17 protein-coding genes and 5 tRNA genes are annotated in these 18,661 nt (G+C 40.7%); 7 read left to right on the top strand and 15 right to left on the bottom strand.

Annotation, left to right across the window (positions count from 1 at the left end; all coding sequences use genetic code 11):
- Window positions 1-95: 95 nt before the first annotated feature.
- A complete protein-coding gene (locus PHAL_RS0120165) occupies window positions 96-953 on the top strand; it encodes a toll/interleukin-1 receptor domain-containing protein (RefSeq protein ID WP_016710242.1) in 858 nt (285 codons plus the stop codon).
- A gap of 228 nt (window positions 954-1,181) precedes the next feature.
- Here PHAL_RS0120165 and PHAL_RS24165 read toward each other — a convergent pair whose 3' ends face one another.
- A complete protein-coding gene (locus PHAL_RS24165; protein ID WP_016710241.1) occupies window positions 1,182-1,379 on the bottom strand; it encodes a reverse transcriptase domain-containing protein in 198 nt (65 codons plus the stop codon).
- A 223-nt stretch (window positions 1,380-1,602) separates the two neighbouring features.
- Here PHAL_RS24165 and PHAL_RS0120155 point away from each other — a divergent pair, with 223 nt between their 5' ends.
- The 3 genes from PHAL_RS0120155 to PHAL_RS0120145 all read left to right on the top strand — a co-directional run bounded on the left by PHAL_RS0120155 (window position 1,603) and on the right by PHAL_RS0120145 (window position 2,992).
- Window positions 1,603-2,175 (top strand): hypothetical protein, encoded by a 573-nt coding sequence (locus PHAL_RS0120155; protein ID WP_016710240.1) that lies wholly within the window; start codon window positions 1,603-1,605, stop codon window positions 2,173-2,175.
- 308 nt (window positions 2,176-2,483) lie between these two features.
- Window positions 2,484-2,735: a type II toxin-antitoxin system Phd/YefM family antitoxin gene (locus tag PHAL_RS0120150; protein WP_016710239.1), complete on the top strand. Its 252-nt coding sequence runs from the start codon at window positions 2,484-2,486 to the stop codon at window positions 2,733-2,735.
- Window positions 2,732-2,992, top strand: a complete 261-nt coding sequence (locus PHAL_RS0120145) for a Txe/YoeB family addiction module toxin (RefSeq protein ID WP_016710238.1) — start codon at window positions 2,732-2,734, stop codon at window positions 2,990-2,992. Before PHAL_RS0120150 ends, PHAL_RS0120145 begins: the two co-directional genes overlap by 4 nt.
- Window positions 2,993-3,145: 153 nt before the next feature.
- Here PHAL_RS0120145 and ppiD read toward each other — a convergent pair whose 3' ends face one another.
- The 11 genes from ppiD to PHAL_RS0120090 form a co-directional block, all read right to left on the bottom strand.
- On the bottom strand, window positions 3,146-5,050 hold the full coding sequence (gene ppiD / locus PHAL_RS0120140) for a peptidylprolyl isomerase (protein WP_016710237.1): 1,905 nt from the start codon (window positions 5,048-5,050) through the stop codon (window positions 3,146-3,148).
- 171 nt (window positions 5,051-5,221) lie between these two features.
- A complete protein-coding gene (locus tag PHAL_RS0120135) occupies window positions 5,222-5,524 on the bottom strand; it encodes an HU family DNA-binding protein (protein WP_301562686.1) in 303 nt (100 codons plus the stop codon).
- 185 nt (window positions 5,525-5,709) lie between these two features.
- A complete protein-coding gene (gene lon, locus PHAL_RS0120130) occupies window positions 5,710-8,070 on the bottom strand; it encodes an endopeptidase La (RefSeq protein ID WP_016710235.1) in 2,361 nt (786 codons plus the stop codon).
- 150 nt (window positions 8,071-8,220) lie between these two features.
- The gene (clpX, locus tag PHAL_RS0120125; RefSeq protein ID WP_016710234.1) at window positions 8,221-9,504 is read right to left on the bottom strand and encodes an ATP-dependent protease ATP-binding subunit ClpX; all 1,284 of its coding nucleotides are present in this window, start codon (window positions 9,502-9,504) and stop codon (window positions 8,221-8,223) included.
- Window positions 9,505-9,636: 132 nt separating this feature from the next.
- Window positions 9,637-10,254 (bottom strand): ATP-dependent Clp endopeptidase proteolytic subunit ClpP, encoded by a 618-nt coding sequence (gene clpP / locus PHAL_RS0120120; RefSeq protein ID WP_016710233.1) that lies wholly within the window; start codon window positions 10,252-10,254, stop codon window positions 9,637-9,639.
- 166 nt (window positions 10,255-10,420) lie between these two features.
- Entirely contained in the window at window positions 10,421-11,725 is a 1,305-nt protein-coding gene (tig, locus tag PHAL_RS0120115) for a trigger factor (protein WP_016710232.1), read from the bottom strand.
- A gap of 363 nt (window positions 11,726-12,088) precedes the next feature.
- Window positions 12,089-12,165 (bottom strand) — tRNA-Pro (locus tag PHAL_RS0120110).
- A gap of 70 nt (window positions 12,166-12,235) precedes the next feature.
- Window positions 12,236-12,312: transfer RNA gene (locus PHAL_RS0120105), tRNA-Pro, on the bottom strand.
- Between the two features lie 17 nt (window positions 12,313-12,329).
- Window positions 12,330-12,405: transfer RNA gene (locus PHAL_RS0120100), tRNA-His, on the bottom strand.
- A 24-nt stretch (window positions 12,406-12,429) separates the two neighbouring features.
- Window positions 12,430-12,506: transfer RNA gene (locus PHAL_RS0120095), tRNA-Arg, on the bottom strand.
- Window positions 12,507-12,566: 60 nt separating this feature from the next.
- Window positions 12,567-12,643 (bottom strand) — tRNA-Pro (locus tag PHAL_RS0120090).
- Between the two features lie 372 nt (window positions 12,644-13,015).
- On the opposite strand from PHAL_RS0120090, the gene folD reads away from it, so the two are divergent.
- Window positions 13,016-13,870, top strand: a complete 855-nt coding sequence (gene folD / locus PHAL_RS0120085) for a bifunctional methylenetetrahydrofolate dehydrogenase/methenyltetrahydrofolate cyclohydrolase FolD (RefSeq protein WP_016710231.1) — start codon at window positions 13,016-13,018, stop codon at window positions 13,868-13,870.
- A gap of 63 nt (window positions 13,871-13,933) precedes the next feature.
- On the opposite strand, the gene PHAL_RS0120080 is transcribed toward folD, so the two are convergent.
- Window positions 13,934-14,821 (bottom strand): DMT family transporter, encoded by an 888-nt coding sequence (locus PHAL_RS0120080; RefSeq protein ID WP_016710230.1) that lies wholly within the window; start codon window positions 14,819-14,821, stop codon window positions 13,934-13,936.
- Between the two features lie 119 nt (window positions 14,822-14,940).
- Window positions 14,941-16,320 carry a cysteine--tRNA ligase gene (gene cysS, locus PHAL_RS0120075; protein WP_016710229.1) on the bottom strand — a complete coding sequence of 460 codons (1,380 nt, stop codon included), beginning with the start codon at window positions 16,318-16,320 and terminating at the stop codon, window positions 14,941-14,943.
- A gap of 150 nt (window positions 16,321-16,470) precedes the next feature.
- Between cysS and ppiB the strand changes: the two genes are divergently transcribed.
- Both ppiB and PHAL_RS0120065 read left to right on the top strand, forming a co-directional pair.
- The gene (gene ppiB / locus PHAL_RS0120070) at window positions 16,471-16,962 is read left to right on the top strand and encodes a peptidylprolyl isomerase B (protein WP_016710228.1); all 492 of its coding nucleotides are present in this window, start codon (window positions 16,471-16,473) and stop codon (window positions 16,960-16,962) included.
- A 110-nt stretch (window positions 16,963-17,072) separates the two neighbouring features.
- Entirely contained in the window at window positions 17,073-17,816 is a 744-nt protein-coding gene (locus PHAL_RS0120065) for a UDP-2,3-diacylglucosamine diphosphatase (protein ID WP_016710227.1), read from the top strand.
- 4 nt (window positions 17,817-17,820) lie between these two features.
- Here PHAL_RS0120065 and PHAL_RS0120060 read toward each other — a convergent pair whose 3' ends face one another.
- Window positions 17,821-18,651, bottom strand: a complete 831-nt coding sequence (locus PHAL_RS0120060; protein WP_016710226.1) for a hypothetical protein — start codon at window positions 18,649-18,651, stop codon at window positions 17,821-17,823.
- Window positions 18,652-18,661 lie beyond the last annotated feature (10 nt).

The raw sequence follows: 18,661 nt of genomic DNA, 5'->3' as shown, positions 1-18,661 counted from the left end.
TATCAGAGTATGTAATATACGCCGTTTTGGTGTGTTATAAACCACCAAAATGGTGTTCATTAAGCTGTTCGCTTTATCTCAAATATGGAGTTGTTTTGAAAGTATTTATTAGTTGGTCAGGAGATCAAAGTAAAGATATAGCACAAGCTATACGAGCTTGGTTACCAAGTGTATTACAAACGGTAAAACCATATTTTACTCCTAGCGATATAGATAAGGGAAACCGCTGGTCATCTGATATTGCAGATGAGTTAGACAATTCTTCGGTTGGTATTTTTTGTATAACAAAAGAGAATTTAAATAGCCCTTGGATAATGTTTGAGGCAGGAGCTATATCAAAAAAAGTTGATGCTTCTCTAGTATGCCCAATTCTCTTTGGCTTAGGTAATGCTGATATATCAGGGCCACTGACTCAATTTCAAACAACGCTTTTTAATAAGTCAGACATGTATGCTCTTGTTACTACAATTAATAATTCAAATACTGATAATGTACTTGCTGATGACGTACTTCGTGATGTATTTGAAGCTTTTTGGCCAAAGCTTGAAACACGTGTGATGGAACTCTTAGCTAGTGACACTTCGAATAATGAATCACATACTCGAAGTGAGCGTGAGCTATTAGAAGAAATACTTGGTTTATCTCGCAATATTCTAAAAGCAGACAAGTTGAAGCTTAATGATGATAAATCTCAACATTTTAATTCTTTAATCTCAAGATTTTTAAGTATGTTTGACTTGGTTTTTGATGCTGATTGGGAGCATACTATTCAATCGCTAGACCCTGAATATTTAAACTATTATATTTCCCCTAATGCTACGTTTATTAATCCAAACGTGTCTGATGAACAAAACAACTGGTGCAATCGTGGAAGCTTACTGGCAAGTTATCGGGAATTGGTTTCATTTATCATGGACAATGATATAGATGTTCCAATAAAGCACCCGTGGTAAAAAAGCTAATCGAGTAGCCGGAGGTTTCTAACCTCCAGCCCCCACACCACACGATATGGCGAGTCACTTTAAATTTCTTTAGCGCCTGTTCGTGGATTTGTACTTGACCGTAACAGAAGGTGAACCCGAGAAATTTCGAGCCTGATACTGGACCGACCCGACTTTTCGATTCGTTCACTTTGAGCTTTAATCGCTTAGTGATAAACACAGTAATTTCCCGTTGGATTATTAGCCCTTCGTTTTTCGTTTTTCGTTTTTCGTTTTTCGTTTTTCGTTTTTCGTTTTTACTAAAATGATTATGTCATCAGCGTAACGTGCAAACTTCTGTTGTTTGTAGGTTAGTTTATTATCTAATTCATCGAGTAAAATATTAGAAAGTAAAGGGGGTAATGGCCCACCTTGATGTTTTTGTTCATCAGCTCGCACATACTTATATAAAGAATACTAGCGGCTTCCTCCAGACTATCTCTCGCGATTTAGCCCTTGCCATTCGCGAGTGCCTATCGTTTAATAACAGAATGTTATTTAAGCGGTGATCTTCCTACAGAGGACTTTCACCTCATAAGTCAAGCCCATGAAAATCAATTTGACCGCCTTACACTGCGCTTCAGGCGGCAAATTATGGCAGCGTTAACTTAAAGAGGTGTTAATGAAAATAGATATTACAAATATTATTGTCGCTTTACTTTTGGCTATAGTTGGTTATTACTTTGGAGCCTCGCATAGTAATTTACTTGTTTTTGATATATTTCCGACACTTGGTTTAATAGTTTCAGTTTGCACGTTATTTATTGCGCAGGAGGCTTTGAGTACATGGAAAAATCAGTTTAAACATCAGGAACAGTATAAATCACTTGTTAACGCAGAAAAGTGTTTTTGGAGTTACTGCATTTCAGAAGAAGAACTTAGAGCTGAGTGCATTAAAAATCGTAGCGAGCATGGAGTAAGTTTCGAATTACCGATGCAGTATTCTGACGCTGTGAATCGGAAGAAATTTCAATATCAACAAGCTTGGGACGAATTGACAATAACCTGTGCAGACTTTGTTAAAAATAATACTTGGCTTACTCCTGATGCTATTTCTAAAGGTTATATTCCAGAAATTGTACAAATACATGATGACGATTTTACTCCTCAAAAGAGCAATTTTTATAAAATGCATGGAGCGAACCTTACTTCGGGTAAAAAAGTGTTTCATGATTACCGAGCACAATTAACCTAATCGGGTAGCCGGAGGTCTCTAACCTCCAACCCCATCACGCAGTTTTTATTGAAAAATGGGGCCCTAGATCCAGACTTACAAGGTATTTTTTCGTTGGGTTTCGTTGCACTCTTCCCAACCTACGCGTGTTACATAAAGCGGCGCGAGGTAAACTCGAGTCTCCAAACCAACTCCCCTAGCCCCTAGATACCTAGCACCTTTTACTTTTAACCTTTAACTTAGCTCCTGTGGCCTAATTTAAAGTGACTTATTATTTGTGCATGAGCTATACTGTACAAATTAACGTACATGAACATTTTGGAGTTGTTATGGATGCTATTAGTTATACTGCTGCTCGCGCTAATTTAGCGAGTACCATGGCGCAGGTGTGCGATGATCATGCGCCGATTATTATTACCCGTAAAAGTGAAAGCCCAGTGGTTATGATGTCGTTAGAAGACTATAACGCGATGCAAGAAACCACTTACCTACTTAGATCCCCGGCCAATGCCCGCAAGCTTTTGGAGTCGATTGCCGAACTTGAGCAAGGTGAAGGCACACAAAGAGAGCTAATTGAGTGAAATTAACCTTTTCTACTCATGCGTGGCAAGAGTACCTTTATTGGCAGGGCGATGATAAAAAAATACTGAAACGTATAAATTTGCTCATTAAAGATATTCAACGCAGCCCACATGAAGGACTTGGAAAACCTGAGCCACTTAAGCATGGTTTATCGGGATATTGGTCTCGACGGATAAATGATGAGCACAGAATAGTATACAAGTACCTAGACGATACGCTTTTAATCGCTCAACTGAGATACCACTACAGCACTTAAAAATTATAATCATTGCGCGAAGTAAACTGGAATCTCCAAACCAACTCCCCTAGCCCCTAGATACCTAGCACCTTTAACTTTTACCTTTAACCTTTATATTTTGCTCACAAAAAAAGCGCCATTAGGCGCTTTTTTAGGTTTGCATAATTAACATTACTCTGTGGCGGCTTGCGCTTTAGGTAAGTTAAGCTCGGCATTTGCTTTTAAAGCGTCAATGAATACCATGTAGTTTTTGTTAACTTGGGCCATAGTAATATTTTGCTTAAGCTGCGCTTCAATTTCACCTTCAACAGTGGCGTTAGTCACTGATTTTAGGGCAACGATTGCAGCATCACCGTTATTTAACTCAACTTTGTCAACCACTGCAGTATCTGTTGGGTGAGCCATTTTAAAGGCATGTTGCACGATAGCTGGTGAAACAGTGTAAGCTTGACGAGTCAATGCAGCTTCTTGACGTAGCTCTAAGCTATGCTCAGTTGCTAAGTCAGTTAAGCTCTTACCTGCTTCAATCTCTGCGTATAGAGTTGTCGCTTTTTCTTTCGCAAGCTCTGATGCTTTTTGGCTAACTAAGCGTGCTTTAATTTGCTCAGATACATCTGCAAGTGGTTTTGTTGCAGCTGGTTTGTGCTCTTTAACACGCACTAACACCACATGCTCGTCACCCACTTCGATAACTTCTGAGTTCATTTTATCTTCAAGAACATCAACAGAGAAAATTGCAGTCATGACCGCGGGTGTATTTAACGGTGCTGGTAATGAATTACGGTCAACTAGTCCAGTCGTTTGTACTTCAACACCGGCCACTTCTGCAGCGTCAACAAGTGTATCTGAAATTTCAAATGCGATAGCACCCATTTCTGTTTGCTTTTCGTAAAATGCATTTACTTTCTCAGCACGCTCAAGTTCAGCACGTAGGTCAGCTTTTACTGCATCATATGCTTTAACTTGCTGGCTTTGAATATCAGTTAACTGAATGATGTGATAACCAAACTCAGATTGCACTACGTCTGAAAAATCACCTTTGCTTTGCAGTGCAAATGCTGCATCTTCAAACGCTGGATCCATCATATCGCGTTCGATCCAATCAAGATCACCGCCCATTTCAGCACTGACAATATCGTCAGATGATGATTCAGCTAATGTAGCAAAGTCAGTACCTTGTTGTAATTGTGCTAACAAGTCTTCGGCTTTCGCTTTTGCTGCATCGTCGTCTTCAGTGTTATCAATTAAGATATGTGATACGCGGCGCTTTTCAGGCTCAATGTATTGTGCACTGTTTTGATCGTAATATGCTTTTACGTCTTCTTCGCTTACATTGCTTTGTAAGTCTAAGTTTGCTGCATTTAAATCAATATAGCTTACCGATACTTGCTCTGGTGCTAAAAACTGTGACGAGTTCAAGTCATAGTAATCTGCAATTTCTTGCTCAGTTACTGCAATCCCTTCTTGTAGTGATTCTTTGCTAACCACAACGTAATCAATACTACGTGTTTGCTGCTGTAGCGCAATCGCACTAGCTAGCTCACTTTCTAAGGCAAAATCAGTTCCCGCAACGGCCGAAATTAATTGGCTGCGAGTCATTTCTTCACGTAAATATTCGCGAAATGCGTCTGGTTGGAAGTTCATTTGACGAATTACTTGTAAGTAACGATCGTTATTAAACTTGCCACCAATTTCGAAGTATGGCAGCTCTAAAATCGCTTTTTTAACACTCTCATCACTAACACGTAAACCGAGTTCTGCCGCTAGTTGTGTTTGTAATTCTTGTTGTACTAGACGGTCAATAACGCCTTGACGTATTTGTGCCATATAATTTGGATCAGCCGCAATTTGTGCAAAGTATTCGCCAAATTGTTGCTCTAAACGTGCACGTTCGTTTTGGAACGCACGGCTAAATTCAGTTTGGCTAATTTTAACTCCATTTACTTCAGCGACGGGCTGCTCTGTGGTTTGACCTAAGTAACCACCGATCCCTGCTAAGGCAAAAGATAAAATCACCGCGCCTAAAATAACTTTAGCTACCGGTCCTTGCGAACCTTCTCTGATTTTCTCAAGCATTTATTTATCTCTATTCTATTCGAGGCAGAAATCGCCTTGCTTATGTAAAAAAAGCGTATCTTACCAGATACGCTTTTTTACTTGAAGCAGTTGGCGAGAAAGATAGTTAATTAAGCTGTAAAAGCGATTAACTTCTTACACTGCCAAAACTAACTCACTAAAGAGTAGTGATTAGCTATTACATGCGTCTTTAAGCGCTTTACCCGCTTTAAAAGCTGGGATAGTCGCTGCAGCGATTTGAATTGTTTCGCCCGTTTGTGGGTTACGGCCAGAACGAGCAGCACGCTCGCGCACTGAGAAAGTGCCGAAACCTACTAATGCTACTGAATCGCCATCTTTAAGCGCGCCAGAAACAGCCTCGATGAATGAATCAAGTGCACGACCCGCAGCCGCTTTAGAAATGTCAGCGTCAGCTGCGATTTGATCGATTAATTGAGATTTATTCACAATATCATCCTCTTTCATTGTTATTATCAAGAGCGATTGTTTTTTAAACTAACATCACTGTTTTGAAAATTTTAGAGCAAACTTTTTCATGCTCATACGATTGTAATTTTTCTTAAACCTAGGCCACATAAGGCCTAGGCTTGAAAACCAGTGCTTAACTTATCATATCATCTAGATTTGAAAAGCCCTTTAATGCACTTTTTTTCGCTTTTTTACTGGTTTTTAGCTGTTTCGACTGAAAAACTCTCAACTGGGTGCACTAAAGCCAGTTTTAAAACCTCATCAATCCATGTAACTGGGTGAATATCAAGGCCTGCCAATACATTGTCAGGGATCTCTTTTAGGTCACGTTCGTTAATTTTTGGAATAATAACGGTTTTAATACCGCCACGGTGAGCGGCTAAGAGCTTTTCTTTTAAACCACCAATTGGTAACACTTCACCACGTAAAGTGATTTCACCCGTCATCGCCACATCAGCGCGCACAGGGTTACCGGTTAGACTTGATACTAACCCAGTAACCATCGCCGCACCGGCGCTTGGGCCATCTTTTGGAGTTGCCCCCTCAGGTACGTGTACGTGAATATCACGCTTTTCGTAAAAATCACTGTTGATCCTAAATGCATCAGCACGATTACGTACAACGGTCATCGCTGCTTGAATCGACTCTTGCATTACATCACCTAATGAGCCTGTGTAGCTTAGTTTGCCTTTGCCAGGTACTGCTGCACACTCAATTGTTAATAAATCACCGCCGACTTCAGTCCACGCTAAACCTGTTACTTGACCAATACGGTCGCCATCTTCAGCTTTACCGTAATCAAAACGCTGCACACCTAAAAACTCTTCTAGGTTTTGCTCATTGATAGTGACTACTTTCGTGTCTTTTTCGAGCAAAATGTTTTTTACAGCTTTGCGACATAACTTAGACACTTCTCGCTCTAAATTACGTACACCCGCTTCACGAGTGTAATAACGAATAATGCCAACAATAGCACTGTCTTCGATAACCACTTCACCCTCTTTTAAGCCATTACGCTTAACTTGTTTAGGGATCAAATGCTCTTTTGCAATATTTAGCTTTTCATCTTCGGTGTAACCCGATAAACGAATTACTTCCATCCGATCTAATAGTGGACCTGGAATATTAAAGCTATTTGAAGTCGCCACAAACATAACGTCAGATAAGTCATAATCAACTTCTAAGTAGTGATCAGCAAAATGACTATTTTGCTCAGGGTCGAGTACTTCTAGCAGTGCTGATGCCGGATCGCCACGCATATCCGAAGACATTTTGTCGATTTCATCTAATAAGAATAATGGGTTTTTAACGCCCACTTTGCTCATGTTTTGAATAAGCTTACCCGGCATTGAACCGATATACGTACGACGGTGGCCACGAATTTCCGCTTCATCGCGCACGCCACCAAGTGCCATACGAATATACTTACGACCCGTTGAGCGCGCAATCGATTGCCCTAGTGAGGTTTTACCAACACCTGGAGGGCCAACTAGGCATAAAATAGGCCCTTTAAGCTTATTAGTACGTTGCTGAACCGCAAGATACTCAATAATACGCTCTTTAACTTTATCAAGACCATGATGATCGCTGTCTAAAATCTTTTGCGCTCCGGCTAAGTCTTTTTTCACTTTAGAGCGTTTTTTCCACGGTACATTAATTAGCGTATCAATATATGAACGCACAACCGTAGCTTCTGCCGACATTGGCGACATCATTTTTAGCTTGGCAAGTTCTGAATTGGCTTTTTCTTGTGCATCGCTGCTCATGCCCGATTCTTCAATGCGCTTTTTCAACGCTTCAAATTCATCAGGCACATCATCAAGTTCGCCTAGTTCTTTTTGAATGGCTTTCATTTGCTCATTGAGGTAATACTCGCGCTGCGACTTTTCCATTTGCTTTTTAACGCGGGTACGAATTTTTTTCTCAACTTGCAGTAAGTCAATTTCGCCTTCCATTAATGCCATTAAATACTCAAGGCGTTCTGTGACATTAGTGATCTCGAGCACTTTTTGTTTTTCAGGCACTTTCAATGGCATATGCGCAGCCATGGTATCCGCTAGGCGCGGCGCTTCATCAATGCCACTCACCGAGGTAAGTACCTCCGGCGGAATCTTTTTATTAAGCTTTACATAGCCTTCAAATTGATTAATGGCGCTGCGAATAAACACATCTTGTTCTTGCTCATCAATTTCTTCTGAGCCTATAAACTGCGCATTGGCAATAAAAAAGTCATCATTATCAATAAAGCTTTCTAGTTTTGCGCGTTGTGTACCCTCAACTAACACTTTAACAGTGCCATCAGGTAGTTTAAGTAGCTGTAGTACAGTGGCAATAGTACCAACACGATAAATATCGTCTTGCTCTGGCTCATCCACGGTTGCGTCTTTTTGCGCAACAAGGAAAATTTGTTTGTCTTTATCCATTGCCGCTTCAAGGCATTTAATAGATTTTTCACGGCCTACAAAAAGCGGGATCACCATGTGCGGATACACCACAACATCGCGCAGTGCCAGTACCGGGATTTCGACTCGATCTGTTCTCTCAAGCGTCATTATTTTTCTCTTCGCTCTTCATTTATTTTAAAGATTACTCAAGTATATGGGGATAACCTAGCTAAAGTTCAACAATTTAACCCAACAGAGTTAAATAAATTACAAAAAAAGGAGCACGAGGCTCCTTTTTGTAAATAAACTGGCTAAAGTTTATTCAGATGCCGCTTTATCTTGACCGGCACTTTGATAAATCAAAATAGGGTCAGACTCACCTTTGATCACGGTTTCGTCAATCACTACCTTACTCACATCTTCCATAGATGGCAGTTCATACATAGTATCAAGCAATACAGATTCAACGATTGAACGCAAACCACGTGCACCCGTTTTGCGTTCCATCGCTTTATGAGCGATAGCACGAAGCGCATCTTCACGGAATTCGAGCTCAACATCTTCCATACCGAATAATGCGCCATACTGTTTAGTCAGGGCATTTTTCGGCTCACTTAAAATTTGGATAAGTGCAGCTTCATCAAGCTCAGTAAGCGTTGCCACAACCGGTAAACGGCCAATGAACTCTGGAATTAAACCATATTTCACTAAATCTTCAGGCTCTACATCTTTAAACGTTTCACTTAAAGAGCGACTCGCCGCAGATTCTTTCACATCAACACCAAAACCAATGCCGGTGTTTTTATGACTACGCTGCTCAATCACTTTATCAAGACCTGAGAATGCACCACCACAGATAAATAAGATTTTTGAGGTATCAACCTGTAAAAACTCTTGCTGTGGATGTTTACGTCCGCCTTGTGGTGGCACTGATGCGACAGTCCCTTCTATCAATTTAAGCAGTGCTTGTTGCACGCCTTCACCTGATACATCTCGAGTGATTGATGGGTTGTCTGATTTACGTGAAATTTTGTCAATTTCATCAATGTAAACAATACCACGTTGCGCTTTTTCTACATCGTAATCGCATTTTTGCAATAACTTTTGAATGATGTTTTCAACATCTTCACCCACATAACCGGCTTCGGTTAATGTGGTTGCATCAGCCATAGTAAATGGCACATCAAGTAGGCGTGCTAATGTCTCTGCTAATAGTGTTTTACCACTACCAGTAGGACCAATTAGCAAGATATTACTTTTGCCTAATTCGATTTCAGTCTTCGTGTTTTGATTACGTAAACGCTTGTAGTGATTGTAAACCGCCACAGAAAGTACTTTCTTTGCATGGTCTTGGCCAATCACATAATCATCTAAGTGATTACGAATTTCTTTTGGTGCAGGCAGTTTATCAGAGGTATTGTGCTTAGGCGCAATGTCTTTGATCTCTTCCCTGATAATGTCGTTACACAGCTCAACACATTCATCACAAATATATACTGAAGGGCCGGCAATTAGTTTACGAACTTCATGCTGGCTTTTGCCACAAAAAGAGCAGTATAACAATTTATTACTTTTGTCGCCGTCTGTAGGAGTGTCAGACATTCAGCTACCTCATCTTATACGTTGGCTGCCAAACTACTTAGCAGCTATTTCAATACGCTTAACTATACCAAAAAAAAATGCTTTTCGCATAGTAAAGGCTTAGCTGGCGACATAGTCACCAGCTCAAAGGGTTTATTTACCTGCTCGGCTAGTAAAGACTGCATCCACTAAACCATAGTCAACAGCTTGACTTGCCGTCATAAAGTTATCACGGTCGGTATCGTGAGAAATCACATCCAATGGTTGTCCTGTATGTTCAGCCATTAAACGATTTAACTTATCTTTAATAGACAGGATTTCTTTAGCATGTATTTCAAAGTCAGATGCTTGACCTTGGAAACCACCTAAAGGTTGGTGAATCATTACACGTGAATTAGGCAAGCAATAACGTTTACCTTTAGTGCCACCAGAGAGTAAAAATGCCCCCATACTCGCCGCTTGACCAACACAAATCGTGCTTACATCTGGCTTAATGAAATTCATCGTGTCGTAAATTGCCATACCAGCAGTAACAGAGCCACCTGGTGAATTGATATACAAGAAGATATCTTTCTCTGGGTTTTCTGATTCTAAAAATAGCATTTGCGCTAAAATTAGATTGGCCATATTGTCTTCAACTTGACCCGTTAAGAATATGATTCGCTCTTTTAATAGTCTCGAATAAATATCATACGAGCGCTCGCCTTTCGCTGTTTGTTCAACAACCATAGGTACTAATGCATTGAGAGGATCTGTAATACCAGTGTTCATATTTATTTTATTCCTTATGCGCTTATACTTATCCTTATTTATAAGGAAGCATAGTTATCTTTTTAGCAAAATTGAAGGCCACAAACTAAAATGGCTCGGGCACACTGCATAATACAGAGTAACACGAGCCATTTAATCGTTAGCAGAGGCTTAAGTCAATGACTTATTAAGCGCCTTGCTGTGGATTCATGATGTCATCAAATGCTTTTTCAACGTCAGTTACATTTGCTTTAGCTAAAATAGCTTCAACAGCTTGCTCTTCCATTGCTACATTACGCATTTGTTGCATAAGTTGATCATTTGCTTTGTAGTATTCAACTACTTCTGTTGGATCTTCGTATGCAGAAGCCACTGTTGCAATTAATGCGTCTACTTTTGCATCGTCAACTTTAAGCTCATTCGCTTTGATCACTTCACCTAATAAAAGACCAGTTTTAACGCGTGTTACAGCTTGCTCGTGGAACAGTTCAGCTGGAAGCTCAGGCATGTTTTTAGCATCGCCACCAAAACGTTGTGCAGCTTGTTGACGTAGTGCATCAATTTCTTGATCTACTAGCGCTTTAGGCACGTCGATTTCGTTGTTAGCTAAAAGACCTTTGATTGCTTGATCTTTTACGTTTGCTTTAACCGCTTGGTCAAGTTCACGTGACATGTTCTTTTTAACTTCTTCTTTAAGTGCGTCAACGCCACCTTCAGTTACACCGAATTTAGTTGCGAATTCTTCATTTAATTCTGGAAGCTCTTGTGCTTCAACTTTTTTCACTGTGATAGTGAATTGAGCCGCTTTACCTTTTAGGTTTTCAGCGTGGTAATCTTCAGGGAAAGTCACGTCAGAAACGACTTCTTCGCCTGCTTTTTTACCTACGATGTTATCTTCAAAACCTGGGATCATACGACCTTGACCAAGTTCTAATGGGAAATCTTCAGCTTTACCGCCTTCAAATACTTCACCGTCGATAGTACCTACGAAATCAACCGTTACACGGTCTTTCTCGCCAGCAGCTGCATCAACTTCAGCCCATGAAGCGTGTTGCTTACGAAGTGTTTCTAGCATGTTAGCTAAGTCTTCGTCAGTTACTGCTACTACTGGCTTTTCTACTGCAATTTTATCTAAACCTTGAACTTCTACTTCAGGGTACACTTCAAATGTTGCAGCGAACTCTAAATCTTTACCTGCTTCAAGTGCTTTAGGAGCAAATGTAGGCGCACCAGCTGGGTTAATTTTTTCAGCTACGATCGCTTCGTAGAAGTTACGCTGCATTAATTCACCAGCAACTTCTTGACGAACTGCACCACCATAACGCTTGTTGATCACAGACGTTGGTACTTTACCAGGACGGAAACCATCAATACGCTGGGTTTTAGACAGTTGTTGTAAGCGTTTTTTTACTTCGGTCTCAACGTTCTCTGCAGGAACGGTGATAGTCAGACGGCGCTCAAGGCCTTGAGTCGTCTCAACAGAAACTTGCATGATATACCTCAATCTTCAATTTTGGCGACTGTTCGCCTTCCTTACAAACACGGTGATCACTATGCGCTTGATACGTTAAAAGTCACTTAAAGGACATTTAAACTCCATCTTCACTATACGATACCAATGCTGCTCTGCCCTTCGGGCACTATGTTAAACAATAGACGCGGCATTATAACCTAATATTTATGATAGTCGAGTCTAGGGGGCAATTATTTGGTTAGATCACGGATTATAGCAGTTGACTGGATGAAAAGTAGGCGCCCGAAGCTATCAGGAAAACAATAATTGTCGCTTTGAGTTAATAAATAGATTTTAGATTTTTTAGATATTAGATTTTTTAGATATTAGATGTTGAGAAAGTGGTCGGCGATGCAGGATTTGAACCTGCGACCCCTTGGACCCAAACCAAGTGCGCTACCAAACTGCGCTAATCGCCGATATTGAAGTATGAAACTTCGTTTTCTATTTGAACACTTAAACGGTGAGTTTAAGACCACTTTGAGAAAGTGGTCGGCGATGCAGGATTTGAACCTGCGACCCCTTGGACCCAAACCAAGTGCGCTACCAAACTGCGCTAATCGCCGATATTCTTTTTTGTAAATGGGGTGACTGATGGGGCTCGAACCCACGACAACCGGAATCACAATCCGGGGCTCTACCAACTGAGCTACAACCACCGCTATATTTACATGTTTTCAAAATGGCGCACCCAGAAGGATTCGAACCTTCGACCGACGCCTTAGAAGGGCGTTGCTCTATCCAGCTGAGCTATGGGCGCATCGAAAACTTCATAGTTTACCAATAAGCCAATCGATTATAAAAAAATTATAAATGAAAGTGGTCGGCGATGCAGGATTTGAACCTGCGACCCCTTGGACCCAAACCAAGTGCGCTACCAAACTGCGCTAATCGCCGATGCTTACTATTATCTGCGAGTGACCTCGTTGACAACGGGGTGCATAATAGTGATTTGACTGAGTCAGGTCAAACCTTTTTTTAAGAAAATAAATCAATCGGTCATTTTTAGTTCACAATGGTTAAATATTGCAAAACTAAGCTAAAATTTCGACTCTTTGATATTATTCGACTGTTTATATTAGAAAAGCAACTTAATATCAGAAAAGCAACTTGGCGCCTTAACGCTTTTCTGCGAAAATAGTAATACATATTGAAAGCGAGCAGTAGAGAGTATGTTTTCTACTTAGCATTATTACCCCTATTTTGTATGCACTCGTTTTTATTAAAGTATCGTTATATAAGTTAACTAACCCCAATTAAAGGTCACCCATGACGGCAAACATCATTGATGGTAAGGCAATAGCTAAACAAGTACGCAGTGCAGTAGCACAAAGAGTAACAGAACGTGTCGCAAATGGTCTTCGCGCACCTGGACTTGCCGTTGTACTTGTTGGGCAAGATCCAGCAAGCCAAGTTTACGTAGGCTCTAAGCGTAAAGCCTGTGAAGAAGTTGGATTTGTATCAAAATCTTTTGATTTACCAGCTGATACAAACGAGCAAGCATTATTAGATTTGATTGATGAGCTCAATAACGATGCACAAGTCGATGGTATTTTAGTGCAACTGCCATTACCTGAAGGCCTTGATGCTGAAAAAATTCTTGAGCGCATAACCCCGCTAAAAGATGTAGACGGTTTTCATCCCTATAATATTGGTCGATTAGCACAACGTATGCCTGCCCTTCGTCCATGTACACCAAAAGGGATTATCACTCTTCTTAATTCAACCGGTGTTAAATATAAAGGCATGCATGCCGTTGTAGTGGGTGCGTCTAATATTGTTGGCCGTCCAATGGCACTTGAATTATTACTCGCTGGTTGCACTACCACTGTTTGTCATAAATTTACCCAAGATTTAGAAACGCATGTTCGCCGTGCTGATTTACTTGTTGTTGCTGTGGGTAAGCCTGAATTTATCCCTGGCGACTGGGTGAAAGATGGCGCGATCGTGATCGATGTAGGTATCAATCGTTTAGATACTGGTAAATTGGTAGGTGACGTTGAATATGATATCGCTGAGCAAAAAGCACACTTTATTACCCCTGTACCAGGTGGTGTAGGTCCTATGACAGTAGCAAGCTTAATTGAAAATACACTAGAAGCATGCGAAAAATACCATAGTTGATAAACTCGCGACGCTTGGCGCACCAAGATAGAAAAGGGTTGCTATTTAGCAACCCTTTTTTATTCATCGCGCGATTTTACGCCTGCGCCCTACTAACTTTAATAACTGGGGTAACACAGAGAAGAAAATCATTAATGCCATCAGCATATATTGCCATGCTTGATATTGTTCATTTAATAAAACGACAGCGCAGATAATCCCCGCGATTGGGTTTGCAATAGTACCAAAAGTAAACTCAACCACAGTCATTCGCCCAAGCAGCCAAACATATAATGTATAAGCAAGCGCGGTATTCGGCACTACTAACCAAAAAAGCACAAACCACTGGCTGGGGGTAAACACTTGAGCAAGCACTTGATAGGCCTGTGGTTCAATATACAATGCTTGCACTAACGCTGCGATTGCCAGCACGGCGCCACCTAGAATGAGCTGCCACGTCAGTACTGTCCACCAATGAATATGTGTCGTGATCTTTTGTACCAAAGTACTCCCAATCACTATTGTCAATAATGCGCCTATCAGAGCAACAATACCTAACATGTTAAGTGTAACGTGTTGCGGATCGAATAGTCGCCACGCCAAATAAACTAATGTTAACGCACACACCGACTGTAATAATGCAGGCCGCTGTCCTTTAAACAGCCATGCATACAATAAGGCCACAACAGGCACGGAAACCATGCCCACGCCTGCAATTGCAGCAGGCAAGTTGATCGCCATCACAAAGATAAAACTAAAGAATAAAGCGATATTAACGAATGCTAATACAATTAAGCCTCGCCACTGTCTTAACTGTGGCCAAGTTGGTTTGATAAGCAACAATAATAACCCCGCTGGCAATGCTCGTATTGCACCCAGTAAAATTGGCGGCCAATCAGGTGTTGCATACTTAGTCACAGCATACGTGGTACCCCAAAGAAATGCTGGGATCATAGCGAGAAGAATATTCATTTCATTCCTTGTTATATTGAAGAAATGTTAAGGTAAAACCTCAACGTCAGTTGAGGTCAATATAGAAAACAAAAAAGGTTGCCAATGAGGCAACCTTTTAAACGAGAAATAAAGTTAACTTACGCTTTACGCCACGTCGTTTTACCTGCTGAATCTTCAAGTACGACGCCTAATGCGTTAAGTGCATCGCGTGCTTCATCAGCTGCGGCCCAATCTTTATTTGCACGGGCATCGTTACGCTTAACTATAAGCGCTTCAATTTCAGCGACTTCGTCATCCGCTTGACCACCTTGTAAAAACATTTCAGGAGCTTGCTGTGCAACGCCCAGTACTTCACCAATACTGCGTAAGGTATACGCCAATTTTCCTGCTTGCTCAGCATCTGAGTCTTTAACACGGTTAAGCTCTTTAGCAAGTTCAAATAAAACTGGCAGCGCTTCTGGAGTATTAAAGTCATCATTCATGGCTTTTCTAAATTTAGCGACATACTCGTTACTTTTAAGCTCACACGCAATTGGCTCAACATTACGCAACGCAGTATAAATACGTTCAAGTGAAGAGCGAGCTTGGTCTAGATTCTCTTGCGAGTAATTTAGCTGGCTACGGTAATGACCTGAAATCAAGAAATAACGGACTGATTCAGCGTCATACTCGTTAAGCACATCACGAACGGTAAAAAAGTTGTCTAATGATTTAGACATCTTTTCTTTATTTACTTGCACCATGCCGGTGTGGATCCACGTGTTTACGTATTTCCCGTTATTTGCACAGCACGATTGCGCAATTTCGTTTTCATGATGCGGGAACTGTAAATCCGAACCACCACCGTGAATATCAAAATGCTCGCCTAAATGCTTAGAGCTCATTGCTGAACATTCAATGTGCCAACCAGGGCGACCCTCACCCCAAGGTGATGACCATGATGGTTCACCTGGCTTTGCTTTTTTCCACAATACAAAATCAAGTGGATCGTCTTTATCTTGGGCAACTTCTACCCGCGAGCCAGCTTGTAACATAGTTAAGTCTTGTTGCGATAATGCACCGTATTGCTCAAAGGTAGACACATCGAAAAGCACGTCACCGTCGGTTGCAACATAGGCATGGCCTTTTGTAATCAAGCGCTCAACCATCTCAATAATTTCATCCATGTGCCCTGTTACTGTTGGTTCAACATCGGGGCGTAGCATATTTAAACTATCAAAGTCTTCATGCATAGCTTTGGTCATGCGTACGGTTAAATCATTAATCGCTTCGCCATTGTCATTGGCACGCTTAATAATTTTGTCATCAACATCTGTGATGTTACGTACATACTTTAAATCGTAACCTAAGTGACGAAGGTAGCGCACTATTACATCAAAACCAACAAAGGTACGAGCATGCCCAATGTGACAGTAATCATAAATGGTGATACCACACACATACATGTCGATTTTGCCTTCGACCATAGGTTTAAATTGCTCTTTTTGACGCGTGAGTGTGTTGTAAATATTTACCATTTATTTTTAATCCTTGACTGTTTACTTGGTTGGCTATGTTACCACTTGCAAAGCCCCTGCTCTAGCGCTTTATCAAATCAATAAGCACTTTGTTAATCTTAGCTAACTAAGATAAAATAGCGTTAATTAAATCAGCTAATAGGAAACCTCATGGTTGTTCTACACACAAATTTTGGTGATATCACCATTAACATGCACAAAACAGAAGCACCAAACACGGTTAAAAATTTTTTACAGTATGCTAATGCTGGCTTTTATGACGGTACTATCTTTCACCGTGTAATCGATGGTTTTATGGTTCAAGGTGGTGGTTTTGAACCTGGCATGATTCAAAAAGAAGTGCATGATCCTATTCAAAACGAAGCAAATAATGGCCTTTCGAACAAAAAAGGCACATTAGCAATGGCACGTACGCCAGATCCACATTCAGCAACGGCCCAGTTTTTCATTAACGTGAACGACAATGATTTCTTAAACTTTAGCAGTGAAACATCACAAGGCTGGGGTTATTGCGTATTTGCAGAAGTAGTAGAAGGCATGGACGTAGTTGAAAAAATCAAAGCCGTTGCTACTGGCAGCTCAGGCTTTCATCAAGATGTACCGCTTGATGACGTTATCATCAAAAGCGTAACTGTAGACTAAGTTAGCTTTGTGCTCACTTAGTCTCAAGCTCGCGACTTGGGGCTGGTGGGTATATTATAAAGCGGATATTTTATCCGCTTTTTATTTTTCGTTAACATGACCGAGTCACAATGCGCCAAACTTACTTTATTGCCGATCTACATTTAACTGAGAGCCGCCCTGATATAAGCGCTGCTTTTTACCAATTCTTAGATAACCACATCGTAAATCAAGATGTAGATGCATTATATATTTTAGGTGACTTCTTTGAGGTATGGGTAGGCGATGATTATGTTACGCCTCTATCAACTCAAGTAGCAGCTCGACTTAGGCAAGTGAGTGACAACGGTACCCCAGTATTTTTTATTCATGGCAACCGTGACTTTATCATGCGAAATGGCTACGCGAAAAAAGCTGGCATGACCTTACTCAACGAACAAACTGTCATCGATTTATACGGTACGCCAACTGTTATTTTACATGGCGATGAAATGTGTACTCAAGATATTGAGTATCAAAAATTTCGCAAAAAAGGCCGTGGTTGGTGGTGGCCGCGTTTAATGCTGGCACTGCCTCTGTGGTATCGCCGTGGTGTTGCCAAAAAAGCACGCGAAAAATCAAAACAAAACCAAGCAGGTAAAGCGTTAGAAATTCTTGATGTAACAGAAGACGCAGTACTTGACGTTTTTGCTAAACACCAAGTCACTAATATGATCCACGGACATACCCACCGCCCTGATGTGCATCATTACAATATAGCTGGTACGCAACTGACGCGCACTGTTTTAGGTGACTGGTATAGCCAAGGCTCCTACTTGGTGGTAACTGAAAAACAGCAAACCCTAATTAGCGAGCCATTTGTAGCGAACAAATAGAATATTAATTGGTTTGATAATAAAATATGTTTTCAGCCAACTTTTCAACATCATCAAATGCAAACCCTTGCAAATTTCGCTCACCAAGCACAGGAATGTAACTATTATCAGGGCTATATACTATCCCCCACTGATTATTACTTATCCCCATCACAATGATACGCAGTTGTGAAGCACTTACTTGCTGGATTACCTTGATGCCCATTTTGTGCATAAGCTGTCGAATAGCTAAAGTCTGCTCTTCGATTTTATAATAAGGGGAACGTTCAATTGCACTAACATACTGTTTAAATTCGGCTGATGGTACAAAACCAGCTTCAGCAGAAGGCGTATAATCAATTACACTGTCTGGCGTATAAAAGGCATTATTTATACGGTATACGTACTGATCTAAAATGCTGACTAAATTTATCGTTGGGTTTTCAGTGAAAAATGCTTCTATGGTATTTATATGAGAAGTCAGTTCTTTTGCAAGTTGTAGCCTCGGCTTTCTGCAGCTGCTTTGATGGCATAAAAAGCGGTTTGGCAAATCCTTCACATATTTTTGCTCAGTATCAAAAATCGCAGAGCCCATAACACCCATATTAAAATTAGCAAAACTGTTTTTATCTAAGTCATCGCTAAACTTAGTCGCTTGCACATCTAACAAACCATAAGGGGACGCTAACACACTTAAAAACTCAGGATTACCGTTCTTTGGTAACACTGCAACAAGGTGGTCTATTAGCGCAATGTATTCTTTATTTGATTCTGAATTAAAAAAAGTAGGAACCCCTCCTTCATTAGCCCAAACAGATACACTAAATAGTGATAAAAACCCAATTAACTTCTTCATTTAATATCCT

Origin of the sequence: Pseudoalteromonas haloplanktis ATCC 14393 (assembly GCF_000238355.1) — a bacterium.
In the GTDB taxonomy this organism is placed as follows: domain Bacteria; phylum Pseudomonadota; class Gammaproteobacteria; order Enterobacterales; family Alteromonadaceae; genus Pseudoalteromonas; species Pseudoalteromonas haloplanktis.
Note: the sequence above shows the minus strand (reverse complement) of the source record. Positions and strands in the feature narration are given on the sequence as shown.

Excerpts from the sequence above, each read along its gene's own strand:
- PHAL_RS0120155 (WP_016710240.1), top strand. The coding sequence starts at position 1,603 with ATGAAAATAGATATTACAAATATTATTGTCGCTTTACTTTTGGCTATA.
- PHAL_RS0120150 (WP_016710239.1), top strand. The coding sequence starts at position 2,484 with ATGGATGCTATTAGTTATACTGCTGCTCGCGCTAATTTAGCGAGTACC.
- ppiD (WP_016710237.1), bottom strand. The coding sequence starts at position 5,050 with ATGCTTGAGAAAATCAGAGAAGGTTCGCAAGGACCGGTAGCTAAAGTT.
- lon (WP_016710235.1), bottom strand. The coding sequence starts at position 8,070 with ATGACGCTTGAGAGAACAGATCGAGTCGAAATCCCGGTACTGGCACTG.
- clpX (WP_016710234.1), bottom strand. The coding sequence starts at position 9,504 with ATGTCTGACACTCCTACAGACGGCGACAAAAGTAATAAATTGTTATAC.
- clpP (WP_016710233.1), bottom strand. The coding sequence starts at position 10,254 with ATGAACACTGGTATTACAGATCCTCTCAATGCATTAGTACCTATGGTT.
- tig (WP_016710232.1), bottom strand. The coding sequence starts at position 11,725 with ATGCAAGTTTCTGTTGAGACGACTCAAGGCCTTGAGCGCCGTCTGACT.
- folD (WP_016710231.1), top strand. The coding sequence starts at position 13,016 with ATGACGGCAAACATCATTGATGGTAAGGCAATAGCTAAACAAGTACGC.
- PHAL_RS0120080 (WP_016710230.1), bottom strand. The coding sequence starts at position 14,821 with ATGAATATTCTTCTCGCTATGATCCCAGCATTTCTTTGGGGTACCACG.
- cysS (WP_016710229.1), bottom strand. The coding sequence starts at position 16,320 with ATGGTAAATATTTACAACACACTCACGCGTCAAAAAGAGCAATTTAAA.
- ppiB (WP_016710228.1), top strand. The coding sequence starts at position 16,471 with ATGGTTGTTCTACACACAAATTTTGGTGATATCACCATTAACATGCAC.
- PHAL_RS0120065 (WP_016710227.1), top strand. The coding sequence starts at position 17,073 with ATGCGCCAAACTTACTTTATTGCCGATCTACATTTAACTGAGAGCCGC.
- PHAL_RS0120060 (WP_016710226.1), bottom strand. The coding sequence starts at position 18,651 with ATGAAGAAGTTAATTGGGTTTTTATCACTATTTAGTGTATCTGTTTGG.